Raw genomic sequence first — 19,638 nt, forward strand, 5'->3', positions numbered from 1 at the left:
TTTTTTGCCCATTTTTGCACAAAAGATTCCTGTCGCAGTTGTAAAAACATATATTATACTCGATGGCAAACCTAGACGACATCGATGGAACGCCCGAGTCCGAGGCAGAAACCCGCAGGGTCCTGATTGACCGCATGCTCCGCGAGGCGGGGTGGACTGTGCTTACGGTCAAGGGGGTCGTGAAGCCTTCGAAGGCGTGTATCGAGGTCGAAGTGGAAGGGATGCCGAACGGGGAGGGTGTCGGTTTTGCCGATTACGTGCTGTTCGGTGCGGACGGGCTCCCGCTGGCTGTAATCGAGGCGAAAAAGACGACGGTTTCGCCAATAAAGGGCAAGCACCAGGCGGAACTCTATGCCGACTGCCTTGAAAAGCAGTATGGCCGCCGCCCCGTAATCTATTACACCAACGGTTACGAGACGAACATCATCGACGGTCTTGGCTACCCGCCGAGGCGGCTCTACGCGTTCCATACCGAGGGCGACCTGGAACTCTTGATTCAGAAGCGGGGCCGCAAGGATATCAGCGACTTTAGCGTGAAGGGCTACATTACCGACCGCTATTACCAGAAGATGGCCATCAAGTCCGTGTGCGAATGGTTCAACGGCAAGCACCGCCGCGGTCTCTTGGTGATGGCAACTGGTACGGGCAAGACCCGCGTCGCGATTTCTACGGTAGATGTGCTCATGCGGAATGGCTGGGTCAAGAACGTGCTTTTCCTTGCCGACCGTACGTCGCTGGTGGGTCAGGCGAAGAAGAATTTTGCAAAGTTGTTGCCGAATACCCCTGTTGCCGTTTTGAGCGATTCCAGTGATGAAAACATTATTCGTGATAAAAACGGCGAAGTGGTCGAGGTCAATGCCCGAATCGTGTTCAGTACTTACCAGACTATGATCAACTGCGTCGATACTGAGAAGAAGCCTTTCTCGGTGGGGCGATTCGACCTGATTATCATTGACGAGGCGCACCGCAGTATTTTTGGAAAGTTCGGCGCCATCTTCAACTATTTCGATAGTTTGCTGCTCGGGCTTACGGCGACCCCTCGTGACGAGGTGGACAAGAGCACCTACGATATTTTCGAGATGGAGAACGGCTGCCCGAATTACGCCTACGAACTCGACGATGCCGTGGCCGATGGCTTCCTGGTGAATTATCACGGGTTCAAGCGTGGCTCCATGATTCTGAAGGACGGAATCAAGTACAGCGACCTTTCGGAAGAGGAAAGGGAACAGCTGGAGCAGGTGTGGGATTACGAAGAGACGCTGCAGGAACTTGGCCCGGGTGCTGTGCCGCCGGAAGCGGGCGGGAATATCCGCGGGCGCGATATCGGCAGCGAGGAAATCTTCAAGTACATCTACAACGAAGGCACGGTGGATAACGTGCTGCAGGACCTGATGAAGAATGGCCTGAAAGTCCAGAGCGGCGAACGTATCGGCAAGAGTATTATTTTCGCATACAACCACAAGCATGCCGAACTCATCGTGGAGAGGTTCCACAAGCTTTATCCTGAATACGGCTCCGATTTTTGCGCGCTGATAGATAACTATGTGACCTATTCGCAGGATTTGATTGACAAGTTCGAAGTTCGCGACGGGAACCCGCAGGTTGCCGTGTCTGTGGATATGCTGGATACGGGTATCGATGTGCCCGATGTACTGAACCTTGTGTTCTTCAAGCCGGTCAAGTCGAAAATCAAGTTCATGCAGATGATAGGCCGTGGCACGCGCCTTTCTGAAGATATCTACGGGGTGGGCAAGGACAAGGAATGTTTCTACATCTTTGACTGGTGCAGGAATTTCGAGTACTTCGAGCAGAATCCGGATGGCAAGATTGTGCAGCAGAGCATGTCGCTGACGGAGCGCCTGTTCGCATTGCGTGCCGAGGTGGCGTTCTACCTGCAGCACCAGACGTACCAGGAAGATGAATTTGCGAAAAGCCTTCACGACGATTTGAAGGCAGGCTTGAAAGCACAGGTCGCTACGCTGTCGGATGCCCATATTTCGGTGCGGAACCGCTGGGCCGCCGTTTGCCATTTCAAGAGTGACGATGCGTGGGTGTGCTTGACTGCTAGCGATGTGCAGACCTTGAAGTTTGATATTGCACCGCTGTTGCCGCACAACACGCAGGACGAAAATGCCAAGAAGTTCGACGTACTTGTGCTAGCGATTGAACTTGAATTCGTGAATAGCGAATATAATGCGAGCAGGCCTGTTGCAAGTGTATGCGGGCTTGCCGAACGCCTGCTTTCCAAGGCTACAATCCCGCAGGTGGTTGCCAAGATGGGGACCATCAAGGAAGTGCTAAACCAGACCTCGTGGGAAAACAGGAGCCTGCAGTGGCTCGAGAAGGTGCGCACCGAACTCCGCGACCTCATGAAGTTCCTGGTGGGCGATGGCGGCAAGACGTTCACGATTGACATCGACGATGTCGTTACCGATGACGGCGAGAGCGCCGGCGTAGAGACCCGCGTGACTTACAGGCAGAAGGTGATGGATTACCTTGCCCAAAAGGACTACAATCCCGTGCTCCAGAAAATCTACAATCTGGAGCCGCTCACGAATGACGACGTGCTGGAACTGCAGCGAATAATGTGGTCTGAATTGGGTAGCAAGGAAGACTTCGAGAAGTTTGCCGACGGCAGGCCCTGTGACGGGAATGTGGCCATATTGATTCGTTCGTTTATTGGTGTTGACCGCAAGCAGGCGCTGGAAAGGTTCAACGCGTTCCTTTCGGGGAGCGAACTCAATTCCGACCAGGAAGAATTCCTGAACGACATTATTTCGTACGTTTGCGAGAACGGTGACATTAGGCCGGAAACTGTCGTGAACGACGCCCCGTTTGACGAGCGCTTGGAAGTGTTCAACGACAAGATGATTCCGCTAAGGCGTTATCTCGAGAATATCCACGAAGTTGTTGACCCCGCAGGAATGCAGGGGTAGGACAGTGTTTGTTGATACACGAAAGGTTTTATGCAAATATTTGCATAAATGCATTGACAAGGTATAGTCTTTTTCTATATTTACCTACATAACAAATAGGTTTGGCGACCCCGGGTCGATGACTATCTATATTTGAATGCGTAATTAAACAAGAGGCAAAAATGTCCAAGATCGAAACTTTGTGCGTACAGGGCGGCTGGCAGCCGAAAAACGGCGAACCGCGCGTCCTCCCCATCTACCAGAGCACCACTTTCAAGTACGAGTCCAGCAACGCGATGGCCGACCTGTTCGACCTGAAGGCCAGCGGCTACTTCTACACGCGTCTGCAGAACCCGACCAACGATGCCGTGGCATCCAAGATTGCGGCCATGGAAGGCGGTGTCGCTGCGATGCTCACGAGTTCCGGTCAGGCGGCGAACTTCTTCGCCGTGTTCAACATCTGCGAGGCGGGCGACCACTTCATCAGCACCAGCGCCATCTACGGCGGTACGAGCAACCTCTTCAGCGTTACCATGAAGAAGCTCGGCATCGAATGCACGTTCGTTGACCAGGACGCTAGCGACGAGGAAATCGAGAAGGCCTTCCGCCCGAACACCAAGTGCTTCTTCGGCGAGACGGTGGCAAACCCCGCCGGCAAGATTCTGGACCTGGAACGTTTCGCGAAGCTTGCCCACAAGCACGGCGTGCCGATGATTGTGGACAACACGTTCCCGACCCCGATTCTCTGCCGCCCGATCGAATTCGGCGTTGACATCGTGACGCATTCCACCACCAAGTACATGGACGGTCACGCGATGGCCGTGGGCGGCTGCATCGTGGATAGCGGTAACTTTGACTGGGAAGCCCATCACGACAAGTTCAAGGGCTTAACCGAACCGGACCCGAGCTACCACGGTCTTGCCTACACGAAGGCTTTCGGCAAGGGCGCCTTCATCACGAAGGCTACGGCCCAGCTCATGCGCGACCTCGGCAGCATCCAGGCTCCGCAGAACGCGTTCCTCCTGAACGTTGGCCTTGAAACGCTTCACCTGCGCATGCCGCGCCACTGCGAAAACGCTCTCGCCTGCGCGAAGTTCCTGCAGAACCACCCGAAGGTGGCCTGGGTCGATTACGCGGGCCTCGAGGGCAACAAGTACCACGAACTTGCGAAGAAGCAGTTCAAGGGTGGCCTCCCGTGCGGCGTGCTCACGTTCGGTATCAAGGGTGGCCGCGAAAAGAGTATCCAGTTCATGGACAACCTCAAGATGATTTGCATCGTGACCCACGTGGCCGACGCCCGCAGCTGTGTGCTGCACCCGGCAAGCCACACGCACCGCCAGCTCAGCGACGAACAGCTCATCGAAGCAGGCGTCGCTCCGGACCTGATCCGCTTCAGCGTGGGTATCGAGAACGTCGAAGACATCATCGCCGACCTCACGCAGGCTCTCGACAAGGTGTAATTCAAACGGCGCATAAGCGCCTAGAAGAACACTTTGTTCCGCTTGTTGTCGAAGATGGAATTGTGCTGCAGGAATCTATATTCTTGCAGCATTTCTTTTTCTTTGCCGCTGGCGTAGTTGTAGTTGAGGAACTTGTGGTGTTCTGTGGAATAGAATCCCCAGGAGTTCATGGCGGGGATTTGCTGCTGCATGTCGTTCAGGAACCTGTTGTAGGCCGGGAATTCGATGCCCGCGACTTTGTACACATAGTTGCCCAGGTAGTTGAGGCTTGTCAGGGGTACGTCTACGGATTTTGATTCGTAGTTTGTCCACACGAAGAAGGGTACTTTGTACAACTTTTGACGGTCCTTCAGGGTTGCGAAATTTTTGCCGTAGAGGTCTATGTAGAAATGTTTGTTTAGCCCCGGGAAGTGGTCGCCATAGAATACAATGACGACTTTCTCTTTAACTTGTTCAAAATAGTGCAGCAGGTATTTTAGCGCCTTGTCGGATTCGCGGATGAGGCCTGTGTAGAGTTCTGCGTCGGGGTATCCTGGGTATTGCTTTAGCGAGACCTGGAGCTTTTGGCTTTTCCCGTCGGGAATGTAGCCGCTGTGGTTCTGCATGGTGACGCCGTAAGGAACAACGGCTTTTTCTTGTGCTTGAATTTGTCGATGATGTATTCGAACATCTCCTGGTCGCTCACGTAGCCGCGGAGCATTTTCTTTTGCGGGTAATCTTCCAGGAAGGTGGTAGTTTCGAAACCGAGAAGCGGCCAGATGGTTTCTCTGGACCAGCCCTGCCTATGGAACGGGTGCGTGGCGATGGTCTCGTAGCCGAGCCCCCTGAGGTAGGTGGCCATGGAGTAGGCGGGCGCCTTTATGTACATCTGGTAGACGGATATGCCGTGGTTGAAGAACGCCATGGAATTGCCCGTCAGGAATTCGTATTCGGAGTTGGCCGTGCCGCCGCCATAGACGGACGAAAGCGCGAGCCCTTTGACGGTGTTCTTGTGGAGCGTCTTGTAGAAAAGCGTGTCGCCGAATTCCGGGTTCAATGTGCTGATGTCTGCATAGGCTTCGTCCATGATGACGATGATGGAGGGGCGCTCCGCAGTGGAGTCGGCGCGTGTAGAGTCGGCGGAAGTTGTGCTGGCGGGAACTGTGCCGGCGGCAGAGTCGGTGGGATGTGCGGCGTAGCGCTCGGCGATTTTTTCTGTTATCTCGTAGGAATACCCTTCCGGAACCTGCTTGAGGGTGGTGACAATCTGCGCGAAGAAGTTGACCAGGAACCCGTTGTGGGTCGAGCCCATCTTTTCCCAGCTCATCACGTAGACGGAGGGGAGCCTCGCGATGGAAATGCCTGCCGCCGCCACACACAAGATGGCAGAAACAATGCGTACAAGCTTTCGCTTGTTGAATTGTGCGGGCTTGAGGCAGAAGCCCATGTGCAAAATAAGCAGGTACGAGAACAGCCCGCAGGTGGGGTTGAATGTCCAGCCGAAATCGTAGTTGCCAGCGACGTTTTTTGCAATCCCGATGGCCAAGAAATCCATAGGGGTGAACTCGTTCCCGCGGAATTTGAAAATGTAGTAGTTCGCAAGGGAAAGGAGCAAAAACGGAATGATGCCTACGGCAAATGAAAGTCTCGGCTTTAGCGTGATGGCCAGCAGGAGCAGCGGGAATGTAGCAAGCATCAGGAGTTCTGCTATAAAGTTCCTCCAGTGCGCAATAATGACGAGCCCGATGTGCGTGTCGGCAAAACTCTGCGAGACCTGGGTAGAAAGGAAGCAGGCTATGAAAAACCAGATGAAGGTGTAGGTAGTGTTCTTTTGCGGGGTCGTTTCGATTTTTTTGCAGCCGATGAGGGCAAAGGCGATGCCGAAGGGGATGCCTGCCACGATATGGCCCATCGCCGTGAAGGTCAAAAAAGCGATTGTGCCTAGTGCGATTCCGATGTTGCGGTGTGTAAGGTAGGCGCGGAGCAATTTATTTTATCCCGTTTGCCTTGTAGTACGGCACGTCGTTCAGCACTTCCTTGACCCACCCGCTCTTGAGCGGGCTCTTGCGCCATTCAACGCCGACCCCTTGCAGGTCGCGTTCCGGGTAGAACGTGGCGATGGCGTCCTCGTCATTTTGTGCGGAATCGAGCGCGGCGCGGAGTCTCTTTGCCCCGAGGTAAATCTGTGCCAGCCCTTCGCCGGAATCGAGCGCGAGCAGGCCCCTGCGGCGGTTCGCGCTCTCGTAATTGAAGTCGAAATCGGAAATGTGACGCATGAGCGACATGAGCACGGCTGGGTCCACCTTCTCGCGGATGCTTGCCTCCATGGCAGGCAGCGCGCAGAGTTGCTCGTTGTTCCACTTCGTTCCCTTGTACGTAATTGTCAGCTGGTGGCTTTCGCCGATACTCTGCATACCCATCGTGTAGCGGGGCCCGAGTTTCTTCTTTACGCCCTTGAGGATGTTTATGGTGCGGTTCCTGAACTGTTTGTAGCCATCGAACGATAGCGTGAGCGTGTCATCGAGCCGCACGAGCCTTGCGGTGGTGGGCTTCTTGACCACGTCCTTGTAGACGGCGACGAGGGCGGGCATCATGTAGGCGAGTTCGGGTTGCGCCTGGTCGAGGTTGCAGGCAGTATCGATGGTGATGGCGCCCTGGTCGCGCATGCCGATGATGATTCCGCGGGAGTAGTCCGTAAACAGCGTGTCGGTCTCGAGCGCGGGTACCTCTTCGCCGGAGCGCTGGTACACGAATGCGAGCGCGATGGCGAGGATGCACAAGGGCGGTATCGCGACGGCGATGCGGACCTTGTTGCTGCGCCAGAGCACGCGGAACATGCGCATACCTTTCTGCGTGCGCAAGAAGAGCAGCACGATGCATGCGGCTATGATAAGCCAGAGGATTATGAGCGCTATAAATACCACACGTGTAATATAAATTCTATTTTTGTACCTATGATGGATTCTTTGAAAAATGTTGTCGTAATTGGCGACCGCGTATTGATAAAGCCTCTCGAAGCGTCGAACCGTACGGGCAGCGGGCTGTACCTGCCGCCGAGTGTAAAGGACCACGATGCCGTGCATGCGGGGCTCGTGATGCGCGTTGGCCCGGGTTACCCGATTCCTGCAAACCGCGACCCGGATTCCATCTTTACCGGCGAGAACAACGAGCAGGTGAACTACGTGCCCCTGCAGGTGCACGAGGGCGACGAGGCCCTGTACCTGCACGCAAGCGGAACCGAGATAGAGATAAACGGCGAGAAGTACGTTATCGTGGGGCAGAACGCGATTCTGCTCGTGCTCCGTAACGAGATTCCCGACAGTATCGACAACCTCTAGTTTTCAGCATTCGGGTTTATAGAAAACCTATGCGCCCTTGCTCACAAGCAGCTCGTGCGCTTCCTTGATTTTCGTGATAATGCCGGAGGCGGATTCGAAGATGTCCTTGATCTGGTTCAGGATCTCGTCGAATAGTTTCTGGTTGCAGAACAGTTCGTTCCTGTGTTTTTTCAGGTCGCGGTAGACGTCGCGCAGGCGGATGAGGTTCTTCGATTCCTTTTCCATCGTCTCGTTGATTTCCTTTCGGATTTCCTCGATTTCTGCCTTCTTCTGGGCGATGATATCGGGGTCGTTTTCCTTGAGGATGTACGTCGGGAGCGTCGCGTAGTCTTCGAACTTGCCGCCCTTGAAGGTCACGTTGTTGTTGGACCTTACGGCATTGGTACGCAGCCCGATTCCCTTTACCGAGGAGTCGATGGCGATGCTGCAGTTCGTGGTGCCATGGAAGTTGCAGCGCACGCGGGTCTCGACCTTGCGCAGTTCGTTATAGGGGTTGAAGTCTTCTTCGGTTTCGATATAGCGGACGGGCACGTACAGCGGGGTGGATTCGCCGGCGATTGTTACCTTGTATGTGACGCATGTTTCGCCTGCGAATTCGCGGGTGTCGTACGTGTTGTTGCTGGTGAACAGGTTGCGCTTGATGCGCTTCATCAGGTTTTCGGTATCGTATTGTTCGCCGAGAATCTCGGGGATATCCTTCAGGAGGATTTCTACCGCGATGTTCTTGAAACCTTCAATAATTACGTTGTTGGTAATCGTGCGGCCCCAGATGTTTGTGCCCAGGAAGAACGTGTCCATGAGGCTCGTTTCGCTACGGTCGTTGAAGAATGCGGATGCCTTCGCTATCTTGCTCAGCACGAGCCACTTCTTGACGGATACGTAGATGTTGTTCTTGTCGCAGAGTTCCGCAAGCTTGCCGATCATGGTGAGGGAGTTCTGCGAGAATACGACCTTCTGGATATCCTGCCCCCACTTGCCGAATTCATCCCGGGTGATGGTGAGGTCGGGATTGATGTTTGTCTCTGTCACGTCGTTCTGTGCGGTCAGCAGCTGGCACAGGCTCTGCGGGGAAATGCTGTCGGGCAACGATACGGTAAGGGCGAGCTTGTCGATGATGTCGCCGCGGGTAAGGGCCACCTCGGGGCGTATGTCGCCGGAAACGATGAGCGGGATGCGGTCGCGGTCCTGCAGCGCAATCTGTACCCAGTTCCTGATGTTCTCGTTGCTCGGGTCGTAGCTCTTGAACACGATGATGTCGTAGGCGTTTAATTTGGAGGGGACTTCTTGCTGGCGGCGGCCTACCTTGAGTGCCTTGGCGTCCTTGAAGGCGGCGATTAGCCTGTCGAGGATAATTCCCTTGCCCGAGCCGGAACGGCCGTAGATGTAGAACGGTTCGCCGATAATCATGGTGAGGAATGCGAGCTGGATGCAGTACTCGCGTTCCGGAATCCCTACGGAAAGCTGTTCCATCAGTTCGGTAATGCGCTGTTTCAAAGCCATTTTCAATCCCTTTTAGTCATTATGTTGATGCGGGGCCGGTGGCCGCGGCAATCTGCCAAATAATATAAAAATAAGATTCCTGTAGAATGTGCCCGGCTTAGGCGCCGAGCCCGCAACAGGCCCTAATGGCCTCCGCCGCGGGGGCGGAAACCTCGATTTCCTGGTAGGCGACAAACACGTTCGGGTGCAGGCGCCACTTTTCGGGAAGGCGCGCGAAGTCCTTTTCCGTCATCACGAGCGATGCTCCCTGGGCCAGGAACTTCATGATAGTTTGTTCAAAACGGCGGTCGTGGTCGGGGCGGGCGATGAAACCCGCGGGTTCAATGCCATAGGAGGCGAGGTCTTGCCGAAAACGCTCCGGATCGCCTATGCCGCAGATGGCGACGGGGCCCGCGGGGCAGGGCTCGTTGCCCGCGTTGGCGATGCGCCCGATACGGAACCGGATGTCGCCTTGCCCGAGGGTGACTGCGGGCTCTTCGTGGTCGCGGGGGAGGCTGCGGTTCCTGCCGGCGGGCACGAGGTCCGCAATCCGCTGCGGGGTGCCTGCGCGATCTAGCCGGATGGTGATGGCGCCCGAAAGCCGCGAGTCCTCAAACCCGTCGTCGCAGATGATGAAGTCGTAATCGCTATCGAGCGCGTGTGCGGTGCGGTAGCGGTTAGGGGTCGCGATTACGTGTACCTGCGGCATGCCCGCGAATTTCTGCCGGAGCATTGCGGCTTCGTCTTGCGCGCGGTCGTGGCACAGGATGGCAATTCGGGGCGCGGCGCCTTTTTTACCCGCGGCATCGTTCTCGGAAATAAACTGCGCGAGCCATGCGACAAACGGGGTCTTGCCCGCGCCGCCCGCAAGGAAGCTCCCGACGACAATCAGGCGCGCATGCCCGAGGGGGCTGCCCTGCCGTAGGCAAAAGCGGTGATGCACTTTGTACGCAATGTAGTAGATGCCCGCAAGGGCGAGGAGTATCAGGCGGAAAAGCATGGGCGCTGCCCTCCTGTCCCTTGATTACAGGCAGTTGCGCTTCTGCTGCAGGTACAGGTCTGCAAGCACGAGCGCGGCCATGCTCTCGACAATTACGGGAGCGCGTACGGCGACGCAAGGGTCGTGCCGGCCCTTGGCGGCGAGTTCGCCGTTTTCGCCATCCCTGCTGGCCGTCTTCTGCGACTGCGAAATCGTCGCCGTCGGCTTGAACGCGAGCCTGCATTCGATATCGGCGCCGTTGCTGATTCCGCCGACGCAGCCGCCTGCATTGTTCGTGCGTGTGCGGAATTTGCCGTCTTCAAAGTAAATCTCGTCGTTGTGCTCGCGGCCGCGCATTCTCGTTCCGGCAAAGCCGCTCCCGATCTCGAATCCCTTGCACGCCGGGATGCTGAGCATCGCCTGCGCGAGCAGCGCGTCGAGCCTGTCGAACACGGGTTCGCCGAGCGCTGCGGGAACGTTCTTCACGAGCAGTTTCACCGTACCGCCTACGCTGTCCCCGTCCTTCTTCGCGGCGAGGATTTCCTGTTCCATCTTCTCGCTGAACGTTTCTACCGGGCAGCGTACCGGGGATGCCTCTATCTTTTCGCGCGTGAGCGTGCCGGTATCGAATTTGCCGCAATCGATCGTGCCGACGGAATCCACCCAGGCGAGGAACTCCGTGCCTGCCACCTGGGCCAAAAACTTCTGGGCCACCGCTCCCGCACATACGCGACCGATGGTCTCGCGCGCGGAACTGCGTCCGCCCCCGCGGTAGTCGCGGAACCCGTACTTGAGGTCGTAGCAGAGGTCTGCGTGCCCCGGCCTGTACCACTTGGCGATTTCGGAATAGTCTCCGCTTCTCTGGTCCTCGTTGAACACCGCGAACGATATCGGGGTGCCGGTCGTCTTGCCCTCGAAGACACCGCTCAGGATGCGGACCTGGTCCTTCTCGTCGCGGGCGGTGGTCAGCTTGCCCTGTCCGGGTCGCCTGCGGTCCAGGAACGCCTGGATGTCGGCTTCGCAAAGGGGGAGGCCTGCGGGGCAGCCGTCCAGGACGGCACCGACTGCCTGTCCGTGGGATTCACCCCATGTGGTAACGGAAAAAATTTTGCCAAAAGTGCTAGACATGCCCCAAAATATAGATAATGCGCAAAAAAAACATTTTTGGTCACATTTGGACTCGCTACGGGCTCAAAGTTTATTATCTTTTACATAGGTTTTAGGAGATATCCTAGTGTCTAAGTTTGGAAACATATTGCTGTTGCTGGTCCTCGCACTTTCCATGGAAGTGTTCGCCCAGCGCAATAACGAATTGGAGTTCGCAGGGATTCCGTTCGGTGCTTCCCGTGAAACTGTCATCGAAGAAGTCATGAAGATGGGCTACGAGCCCTACGGCCAGATGGGTGCCGGTGAACGCGTCGTGCTTCCGATGTTCAGGTTCGGGGAACTGCCGGTCCAGGTGTCCTTCATTTTTAACGGCAACGACAAGTTCTATGCCTTCGAGATCCGTACCGGCAAGGTGGAAGAATCCCGCAAGTTCAAGGCCATCGAGGCCGCCGAATACATGTCGGACCAGTTTACGCTCAAGTACGGCAAGCCCGCCCAGGCGCCTACGGTCAACGAGACGAACCTGGTCGATGGCCGCAACAACTACCAGGAGTGGTACGGCGTCAAGCTGCTGAACGCCTTCACCGCAGTCATCAAGAAGGGCGGCAAGTACTTCGTGCTCGGCTACGTGGAACACCGCACGCTCATGAAGGAAACTGCCGGCGGCAAGACGAAGAAGGAAAAGGCTTCCGCGGCCCCGGTATTCTAGCCCGGACCTCCACCCTAAGTCTAAGATACAAAACAAGTTAGGCTTCCTTTCCGGAAGCCTGTTTTCGTTTTATACAAAGTAAAAGAAGTGTCGCTCGGGCCTTGGATTTACTTGTTGCAGGCGGCGCACTTCCCGTACAGGTACAGCGAGACGGCGCTCAGGGAGGATCCCTTGGGGAGCATCTTCTCGCAGTTTTCGGGAATGGTGAAGATGTCGCTCACCGCACCGCACTTTTCGCACTTGAAGTGCGTGTGCGGCTTGATTTCGCCGTCGTATCTCAGGTAGCCTTCCCCGAAATCGAGCGAGAGGATGAGCCCGTGCTTCGCGAAGAGTTCGAGCGTGTTGTACACGGTGGTGCGCGAGAGTCCGGGGTTTTCGGGCAGCAGCGCCTTGTAGATGGTGTCGACCGAGGGGTGGCTGTGTACGCTCTTGATGTAGTCGAGGATTTGCACCCGCTGTGCCGACGGGCGAATCCTGTGTTCCTGTAAGGTGACTGCCGAAGAACTCACTGCCTGCTCCCCTGCGGTGGCCTAGCTCTTGAACTTGTCCACCGCCTCGTTCGGGCCGATGAGGAAGAGCACGTCGTCCTCTTGCAGCACGATGTCGGCGAGGTTACCGATCTTTGGGGTCGGTTCCTGCGGGTCGCGGATGGCGATGACCTGCACGCCATACTTGTGGGTGATGTTCAGGTCCTTGAGCGTCTTCCCGATGAAGTCCTTGGGGCATACCACCTCGACGATGCTGAAGCCTTCCATGAACGGGAGGAAGTCGAGCATGTTCGGGCGGTTCAGGCGCTCGGCAAGCGCGATGGCGCTGTCGCGTTCCGGGTGGAAGATGTCGGAGACGCCGAGTTTCTCGAGAATGCTCGAGTGTGCGGCGCTACTCGACTTCGCGATGATATGCTTCACGCCGAGTTCTTTCAGGTTCAGTACGGTAAGCAGGCTCGCCTCGAGGTTCTCGCCGATACAGACGATAACGCAGTCCGCCTTCTGGAGCGGGATGCTCGCGAGTTGCTTTTTGCGGGTAGAGTCGGCGACCATCGCCTGAGATACGATGCTCGAGATGTCCTGCACCTTCTCGGGGTGGTTGTCGACCACGAGCACGTCGTGCCCAAGGCTCGTCAGGTGACGCGCCAAAAAGATAGCCGAGTTTCCGAGGCCGATGATGATGTACTGTTTAGATGCCATGGGCTATAATGTAGTAAAGGTTGGGCCGCTTAGCCCACCATGATGTCTTCTTCGGCGTACCAGGTGGTGTTCTGCACCCTGCCCGCGACTGCGGAAATCAGGAAAAGCGGACCCATACGGCCGATAAACATCACACAGCAGATTACAATCTGGCCCACGGTGGAAAGTTCGCCGGTAAGCCCCATCGAGAGCCCGCAGGTACTGTAGGCGCTGATGACCTCGAAGAGAATCTTGAGGAAGGGGGAGCCGTTCTCGTTGAACCCGGTACCCGCCGGGATTTCGGTAATGAGGAGAACCATCGTCGCGAGCGCGATGACCACGATTGCCACCACGAAGATTCGCACGGCCTTGTCGACCGTGGTTTCGGGAATGGTGCGGTTCATGACCTGGGTCTTTTCTCGCCCGAGCAGGCGGTTGAACCCGAGTAGCCCGATGACCGCCGCCGTGGTGACCTTGATGCCGCCACCGCAGCTTCCGGGGTTTGCCCCGATGAACATGATGATGGCGAAGAAGAACAGCGAGGAGGCGCACAGTGCCGGGGTGTCTACGGTGTTGAGGCCCGCGGTACGGCTCGTGAAGGCCATGAAGAACGTCGTCTGGAGCTTATCGAAAAAGCTTAGGCCGTTGAGCGTGTTGCCCCATTCGGTTATCATGAAGGCGACGATGCTTACCCCGATGATGACGAACGTGCAGAACGTGGCGACGCGGGTATGGAGCGATATCTTGCGGAACTTGCGCTCCTTGAAGTCGAAGGCGTACTGCAGTTCGGTGATGGCGAGGAACCCGAAGGCGCCGGCCAGCGCGAGTATGCAGGTGGTGATGTTCATGACCGGGTTCAGCTGGAACCGCACGAGTGAGTCGGGGAACAGCGTGAAACCGACGTTACAGAACGAACTTACCGCCTGGAACAGCGAGCAGAAGATGCGGTCGGAGAGTTCCATGTCGCCAAACTGCGTAAAGTAGAGTACGCCGCCGATGGCTTCCAGTATGAACGTGAAGGGGAGGACGGCCATGAGGATGCGCTTGGCATCGACGTTGCCTTCCTGCGTGAAGTCGGCGAGCAGCACGGACTGGTGGTTAAAGCCCGGATGCATGCCTGCAAGCAATATGAGCACGGTAGATACGGTCATGATACCGAGGCCGCCCAGCTGCATGAGGACGATGAGCACCCAGTTGCCGAATGTCGAGAATGTACTGCTGATGTCGATGACGGAAAGGCCGGTCACGCACACTGCGGATGTGGCCGTGAAGAGCGCCTGGAGGAAGTCAATGGGTTCGCGTGTCGAGACCGGCAGGCGAAGGAGTACCGCGCCCACGGTTATGAGCATCAGGTAGCCGAGAACCACCAGGGTAATCGGGTTGGCCTGCCTCTTCGGCTTGAAGACGTTTTCGGACGTCGTATCGGCGAATGCTTGATACTTGGAACGAAGCATGGGTAGAAAGATAGTTTTTTTTGACGCGAAAAAAATTATATTTTTAGAGGCAACATTAATTAAGTGTGTTTGGGATAGGAGGATGAAAATGAAGAATACGCTACTTGTTATTCTTTTTATGGCGGCCGGCATTATGGCCGCCTTGCCGGATTCTATTAGGCATGCTTTACCGGGTTTAGGAACGGCAGATGATCCATACCTGTTGAGTAATAGAGACGATTTGCTTTTGTTCAACCGTATTCTGTCGGATAGCGCTTATGGTGTGAGCATGTCGAAATATTGCTATAGAATGACCGACGATATTGTGCTCGAACCAACCGATAAATGGAAACCTGTAGCTTTTCGCGGTACCTTTTATGGAGATAATCACACTATTAGCGGTCTTGTTGTAAGCGGAGATACTGCAGGCTTGTTTTCTGTGGTAAAGCAATCCCGGATTCAAGATTTGGGGATAGTTGATTCACACATAGAGGGCGTAATTGCAGGTGCTATTGCAGGCGTGATTGCTTCTACTGATACTTCATTTATTGAACACTGCTGGAACTTGAATACCTTTGTATATGGAGCGTTCTATGCCGGCGGCCTTATCGGGAATAGCGATCCTAAGTGTTATTCTAGCGACACTTGCGAAACAATTATCAACAGGTCGTACAATACGGGGAATATAACCGGGGGAGGATTTGTTGGCGGAATCATAGGATATATGGCAACCTCGTTCAAAAATGAAAATTTTATTATAACGAATAGTTTCAATCGCGGATGGATTGAGTCGACGATGGATGGCAATTCTGAATACATTGCGGGCATAACTAATGGACATACTTCGGGTCATACAATAATTAGAAATGTCTATAATGCCGGACCGGTAGTGTATGAAAGCGAGTCTACGCCTGTACCCTTGGCGAGTTATCGTTTACTGGGAGGGAAGAATCCCTTTGTCAAGAATATATTCAAGCGCGAAAATATTTGGCGGCTAAGGTCATCTAGAACTGATACGGCAAGCGAAGCCATCACGAACGAAGATATGAAATCGAGAGAGTTTGCGTTGGTCATGGGCGAGGCCTTTGCGTATGACTCGCTGAACATCAATGATGGCTATCCTGTCATATCTACGCGGAAGGTGTCATGGAAATCCATTAGTGATATCCCGTCCAAGAAAAACGTTGAGCCCGAATCAATTACGATTTCAGTGCTGTCGGGAGATATTGTCGTGCATGGGTTGAAAAAAGGCGAACGAATGCTCCTGGTCAACCTGAAGGGCGATAAGGTTTGGGCGGGCAGTGCCGAGGGCGCAATGCATATTGTTCCAATAAAGGGCCGAGGTGTGTATCTGCTCAAGTCGGAGCGTGCAACCTCTAAGATTTTCGTGAAGTAGAGGGCTGTGCAGATGAAAAAATGGATTTTTGCTATTGTCGCTCTGGTTTTTATGGCTTGTGGGGACGATGATTCCGATTTTCTGTCGTCTCCTCCTAAAGATGTCGGCGAGGAAGATGATGGCTACGGTGTCTCCTCTTCTTCTGAGAAAATGTCTTCGAGTGGGAATGCCTCCAGTTCATCTTCGTCCAAGAAGGGCGATAGCAGTTCTAGTTCCGAGTATGCGTACGTAAGCACGTCGGAGGATACCTCGTCGTACCTGCACATAGAACCGACAAGGCGTGAGTTTGCTTGGAGGATTGAGAACTCGGAGATGGTGCTTGACCTGAAAAAGATGGTCGTAACGGACAAGCGCGATGGTCGCGTGTACGAGGTTGATATAGAAGATTCTGCAGTCTTTATGGCGCAGAACTTAGCCTATGAAACCCTCAAGAGCTGGTGTTACAATGATTACGAACTGAACTGCGAAAAGTATGGCCGTCTCTATACCTACCGCGGCGCGCTTTCCTCTAATATTTCTACGATAGATGTGCCCCCCAAGGGTGCTTGCCCGCTTGACTGGAAAGTGGCTACGATAGGGCCTAGTTATGGTTATGGTGGCCGTAGGGACAAGGATGGATTTTATACCAAGCTGACTAAAGAAAGTTGGTACTGGTGGCGTGAAAAATGGGAAGCTTCGATGGACGTGATACCGTCCAAATTTCCTGCAAAGCATTCTTGTGTAAATAGTGATACCTGTAGTCAAGAAGATAGGGATCCGTGGGAGGCGGTCTCTGTCCGTTGCGAGTACCGTTGGCCCGTTCATGTTCCTGATAGTGTGAAGCTCGAACCCAAGGTAGACTATAAAAAACTTAAGACACCAGAGGATATTCCCACATATACGGGCGCCTACGGTGAAGTTGTAGATGTTCGTGACGGGAATGTCTACAAGACTGTTGCTATTGGCGACCAAGTCTGGTTTGCGGAAAACCTAAGGTACAAAAAGGGCATTTGCTTTGATAGGTCTTGCGAAGAGTACGAGCATCTTGGCCGATTGTATAGATGGAATGATGCGACCGGACTAGCGGACTATGCCGATGATTCGATTCCGACTCCGTATCAGGGCGTGTGCCCGATGGGGTGGCATATTCCAACTATGGGTGATTGGCAGAAGTTGGTGAATTTTGTTTTGGAAAAAACCGATGGTGTATACATAGGACGTCCGCTGCTATCTACGGATGATTGGGGGTTAGACGAACCTGCCGGAACAAATTCGTTCGGCTTCAATGTCATACCTGCCGGTGGTGCGTACGAATCTGATAACTATTTTTGGAATATCGGGCTTAATGGTGATAGTTATTACCTGATGGCGGATGATAGCCTTACCAGTATCTATTGGTATATGGTGTTCAAAAGTCCCGAGAAAGGACTGGAGTCAAAAATTTATCAATCCGTAGACGGTCGTAAGTATTGGGGCCATGTCCGCTGTATCAAGGGTGCGGGTTCCCGTACGATTATTGATCCTGCAGAAGATGATCTGCTCAAGGATGCCACAAGCGTAGATACTACGGGCATAGAGCCGTCTGCGGATCCGGACGGCGACGGGTAAACATTTCTAGATTTGGGCGCGTTATGAAGAACCTGCGTGCCATTTTGATGCCTGTAGCGATTCTCCTCGGAATTCTGATTCCGCAGGCGCATGTGCTTTCGCCCATAATGCCGTTTTTGATCGGCACCATGATGTTCCTGACCTTCGTGACGAAAATTCCCCCGCAGACGCATGGTTATACCTTCAAGATTGAAATCCGGGCGCTCGTGGTGAGTCTTTTGCTTGTCGCCGCCCTTGCCGGAATCGTGAAGCTGTTCGACCTCCCGCGCGAGGTACTGCTCGGTGGGGCCATCATCGCGCTCTGCCCGCCTGCAAATGCCGCCCCCGCGATGGCCAAGATGCTCGGCGGTTCGGCGTCGCTCGCCCTCAAGATATTCCTGAGCGGAAACCTCATCGCGTGCTTCTCCATCCCGATTGTTTTCGGGTACCTTACCGGCGCCGATGCGAGCCTGAGCGAAATCTCGATGAAGATTTTCAACACCATCCAGCCCATCATCAGTATCCCGCTGGCGTTCGCGCTCGGGCTCCGCGCTTTTTACCCGGAACTCGCCGACCGTGCGGCAAAGTTCCAGAAATACACGATGTTCGTGTGGACTTTCTCGGTATTCGTAATCCTCGCGAAGGCAAGTTACGACATACGCGAGATGGGATTCTGGGACCTGTGGAATAGCGGCAAGCTCCCGATGATGGCGGGGATTTCGCTTTTGCTCTGCATACTGCTTTATGCCCTCGGGTGGTATGTTGAAAGGAACCGCCGCCCGATTGAAAGCGCGCAGAGCATGGGGCAGAAGAACACGACTCTCGTCATCTGGATTTCTACTTTGTACGCAGGCCCCGTGGTGGCGCTCGCCCCCACGTGCTACGTGGTGTGGCAGAACCTGGTGCTCAGTTATTTGAGCGCGAGAATCAAGACGAAGGATTCGAATCCGGAATAGCGCCAGAAGGGCCGGCGTGGATGCCGGATTTTTTCTTCCGGTCGAAAATCCATGCGACCGGTTTTTCTACGGCAAACCTGAAAATGAGTGCGATGACGAAGGTAATCGCAAGTACGATGAACGCGAAGGAGAAGTAGTAGGCCGCGGTATTCGGGAATGTCGATATGTTGGAGAATTTGCTAATGAGTTCGAATTGCCATGTCTTGGTTTCGCGGATGACGATGTAATGGAACAGGTAGATGGCGAAGGTGCACGAACCGATGAAGTTGATGATTCTGGCGGGAATCCCGTGCGCCTTGATGAAGGAACCTAGCGTGTAGATTGTGATGAAGAGCCCGGTCGCAGTTACAAAACAGGGCGAGCACTGGAGCCAGCGGAAACGGTTCTGGATATACCCGTACTCGGCGTGCATGTATTTCTGCAGCAGGATCTTCACGGCAATTCCGAGGATATACAATCCGAGGCCGACAAGGATGAGCTTCATTTTCCGGTTATCGAACCTGCGCACGAACAGGGAGAGTTCGTACCCGATAATCAGGAAGATGGTGCAGTAGCCCCAGAGGTACTTGTCTATGTCGAGCAAGTTCATCTTGAAAAAGTACTGGACGTCGGTGATTACGGCACACCCGATGGCGATGCCGAGCAAGGTGCGCCTCACCTTGTTCTTTTGGGGAGTGTCCTGGCAGACGAAGGCGAGCATCGGGAAAAAGAAGACGAAGGACATGTAGGTGCAGATATACCACAGGTGGTCGCCAGGGGCGAGCCTGAAGACGAATCTGCCTAGGTAGTTCCAGTCGGCTGTCAAAATGGAGCCTTGCGGCCCGGTAAAATAGCGGTAAAGGATGTTGATAATTATATAGGCGATGGTGGGAATGTATATGCGGCTAAGGAACGTTTTTGCCTTGTGCGGGAATGCCGGGACGATGTCGCTGTCCGAGTGAATCCGGTGGAAAAAAAAGAAACCTGTCACCAGGAGGAAGAGTGGGACATCGTCGGCGATAATGGTCGAGAAGAAAAGCCGCCCTGTTACAATGGAATTGCCGTCGTTGATGACGACCTGGATGTGCGCCATGATGACAAGCAGGCATGCGATGATCCTTACAAGTTCAATGGCGTGATTTCTGGTTGCGGTTCTAGACATATCGCCCCTTTGGG

At 54.5% G+C, this 19,638-nt stretch carries 15 protein-coding genes and 1 pseudogene; 7 read left to right on the forward strand and 9 right to left on the reverse strand.

Annotation, left to right across the window (positions count from 1 at the left end; genetic code table 11):
• Positions 1–62 precede the first annotated feature (62 nt).
• Complete coding sequence (locus tag BUB22_RS04835) at positions 63–2,936, forward strand: type I restriction endonuclease subunit R (RefSeq protein WP_073114154.1); 2,874 nt, start codon at positions 63–65, stop codon at positions 2,934–2,936.
• Positions 2,937–3,097: 161 nt separating this feature from the next.
• The gene (locus BUB22_RS04840) at positions 3,098–4,375 is read left to right on the forward strand and encodes an O-acetylhomoserine aminocarboxypropyltransferase/cysteine synthase family protein (RefSeq protein WP_073114155.1); all 1,278 of its coding nucleotides are present in this window, start codon (positions 3,098–3,100) and stop codon (positions 4,373–4,375) included.
• A 20-nt stretch (positions 4,376–4,395) separates the two neighbouring features.
• On the opposite strand, the pseudogene BUB22_RS04850 reads toward BUB22_RS04840, so the two are convergent.
• Both BUB22_RS04850 and BUB22_RS04855 read right to left on the reverse strand, forming a co-directional pair.
• Positions 4,396–6,266, reverse strand: a pseudogene (locus BUB22_RS04850) (LTA synthase family protein).
• 76 nt (positions 6,267–6,342) lie between these two features.
• Positions 6,343–7,278 (reverse strand): hypothetical protein, encoded by a 936-nt coding sequence (locus BUB22_RS04855; RefSeq protein ID WP_083535390.1) that lies wholly within the window; start codon positions 7,276–7,278, stop codon positions 6,343–6,345.
• A gap of 30 nt (positions 7,279–7,308) precedes the next feature.
• Between BUB22_RS04855 and BUB22_RS04860 the strand changes: the two genes are divergently transcribed.
• On the forward strand, positions 7,309–7,692 hold the full coding sequence (locus BUB22_RS04860; RefSeq protein ID WP_073114158.1) for a co-chaperone GroES: 384 nt from the start codon (positions 7,309–7,311) through the stop codon (positions 7,690–7,692).
• Between the two features lie 27 nt (positions 7,693–7,719).
• On the opposite strand, the gene BUB22_RS04865 is transcribed toward BUB22_RS04860, so the two are convergent.
• The 3 genes from BUB22_RS04865 to aroC all read right to left on the reverse strand — a co-directional run bounded on the left by BUB22_RS04865 (position 7,720) and on the right by aroC (position 11,278).
• On the reverse strand, positions 7,720–9,192 hold the full coding sequence (locus BUB22_RS04865) for a hypothetical protein (RefSeq protein WP_073114159.1): 1,473 nt from the start codon (positions 9,190–9,192) through the stop codon (positions 7,720–7,722).
• 97 nt (positions 9,193–9,289) lie between these two features.
• Positions 9,290–10,171, reverse strand: coding sequence for a tetraacyldisaccharide 4'-kinase (locus BUB22_RS04870; RefSeq protein ID WP_073114160.1), 882 nt, complete (start codon positions 10,169–10,171; stop codon positions 9,290–9,292).
• Between the two features lie 24 nt (positions 10,172–10,195).
• A complete protein-coding gene (aroC, locus tag BUB22_RS04875) occupies positions 10,196–11,278 on the reverse strand; it encodes a chorismate synthase (protein WP_073114161.1) in 1,083 nt (360 codons plus the stop codon).
• A gap of 106 nt (positions 11,279–11,384) precedes the next feature.
• Here aroC and BUB22_RS04880 point away from each other — a divergent pair, with 106 nt between their 5' ends.
• Positions 11,385–11,966 carry a hypothetical protein gene (locus BUB22_RS04880; protein ID WP_073114162.1) on the forward strand — a complete coding sequence of 194 codons (582 nt, stop codon included), beginning with the start codon at positions 11,385–11,387 and terminating at the stop codon, positions 11,964–11,966.
• Between the two features lie 107 nt (positions 11,967–12,073).
• On the opposite strand, the gene BUB22_RS04885 is transcribed toward BUB22_RS04880, so the two are convergent.
• From BUB22_RS04885 to BUB22_RS04895, 3 genes are read right to left on the reverse strand one after another with little or no spacing between them, the layout of a single operon-like run.
• Positions 12,074–12,475, reverse strand: coding sequence for a Fur family transcriptional regulator (locus tag BUB22_RS04885; RefSeq protein WP_073114163.1), 402 nt, complete (start codon positions 12,473–12,475; stop codon positions 12,074–12,076).
• Positions 12,476–12,496: 21 nt separating this feature from the next.
• The gene (locus BUB22_RS04890; protein ID WP_072807667.1) at positions 12,497–13,153 is read right to left on the reverse strand and encodes a potassium channel family protein; all 657 of its coding nucleotides are present in this window, start codon (positions 13,151–13,153) and stop codon (positions 12,497–12,499) included.
• 29 nt (positions 13,154–13,182) lie between these two features.
• Positions 13,183–14,586, reverse strand: a complete 1,404-nt coding sequence (locus BUB22_RS04895; protein ID WP_083535391.1) for a TrkH family potassium uptake protein — start codon at positions 14,584–14,586, stop codon at positions 13,183–13,185.
• A gap of 88 nt (positions 14,587–14,674) precedes the next feature.
• Between BUB22_RS04895 and BUB22_RS04900 the strand changes: the two genes are divergently transcribed.
• Genes BUB22_RS04900 through BUB22_RS04910 form a run of 3 tightly spaced genes read left to right on the forward strand, consistent with a single transcriptional unit; the run spans position 14,675 to position 18,483 of the window.
• The gene (locus tag BUB22_RS04900; protein ID WP_175547239.1) at positions 14,675–15,961 is read left to right on the forward strand and encodes a hypothetical protein; all 1,287 of its coding nucleotides are present in this window, start codon (positions 14,675–14,677) and stop codon (positions 15,959–15,961) included.
• A 12-nt stretch (positions 15,962–15,973) separates the two neighbouring features.
• Positions 15,974–17,548 (forward strand): FISUMP domain-containing protein, encoded by a 1,575-nt coding sequence (locus BUB22_RS04905; protein WP_083535392.1) that lies wholly within the window; start codon positions 15,974–15,976, stop codon positions 17,546–17,548.
• 23 nt (positions 17,549–17,571) lie between these two features.
• Positions 17,572–18,483, forward strand: a complete 912-nt coding sequence (locus BUB22_RS04910) for a hypothetical protein (RefSeq protein ID WP_073114166.1) — start codon at positions 17,572–17,574, stop codon at positions 18,481–18,483.
• Here the strand turns inward: BUB22_RS04910 and BUB22_RS04915 are convergent.
• The gene (locus BUB22_RS04915; protein WP_073114167.1) at positions 18,455–19,624 is read right to left on the reverse strand and encodes an acyltransferase; all 1,170 of its coding nucleotides are present in this window, start codon (positions 19,622–19,624) and stop codon (positions 18,455–18,457) included. The two genes, BUB22_RS04910 and BUB22_RS04915, sit on opposite strands and share 29 nt — an antisense overlap.
• Positions 19,625–19,638 lie beyond the last annotated feature (14 nt).

The organism is Fibrobacter sp. UWCM, assembly GCF_900129735.1.
Classification (GTDB): Bacteria; Fibrobacterota; Fibrobacteria; order Fibrobacterales; family Fibrobacteraceae; genus Fibrobacter.